Origin of the sequence: Novosphingobium sp. B-7 (assembly GCF_000410615.1) — a bacterium.
GTDB lineage: Bacteria > Pseudomonadota > Alphaproteobacteria > Sphingomonadales > Sphingomonadaceae > Novosphingobium > Novosphingobium capsulatum.
This window is the reverse complement of sequence record NZ_KE148400.1, coordinates 463-846: the sequence shown is the minus strand read 5'-3', so window position 1 is coordinate 846 and position 384 is coordinate 463. Positions and strand designations below refer to the sequence as shown.

Below are 384 nucleotides of genomic sequence, written 5' to 3'. Positions count from 1 at the left end.
CTGGCGGTGGTGCGCACCGTGTTCGTGGCCGAACGCGTGGTGCTGGTCAGCTGGTCGGTGCCGATGGCCTGGGCATTGGCGCTGCCACCCACGGTGCCGCTGCCATTGCCAGCCAGCGAGCCGGTCAGCGATCCGGCGGGAGCGGTCAGCCCCTGGCTGGCCGAACCCGCAGCGTTGCCGCTGGCGGTGCGATCGGCGTGAACCTTGCCGTTGTGGCGGGTCACGCTGGTGTTGCCGCTGGTGCTGCCCGAGCCGTTGGCGGTGCCACGGGTGGTGGAGCGCACGGTGTCGAGCGTGGAGGAACCGTCAAACGCGCCGTCGAGCGTGCCGCCCACCATGCCGCCACGGCCGATGGCGCCGCCCATCACGCCGCCAAGACCACCC

Annotated in this window: 1 pseudogene; it reads right to left on the bottom strand. The window is 72.4% G+C overall.

Going from position 1 to position 384, the window contains the following annotated elements:
* Positions 1–384: pseudogene (locus tag H926_RS31025) on the bottom strand (hypothetical protein); the annotation flags it as partial.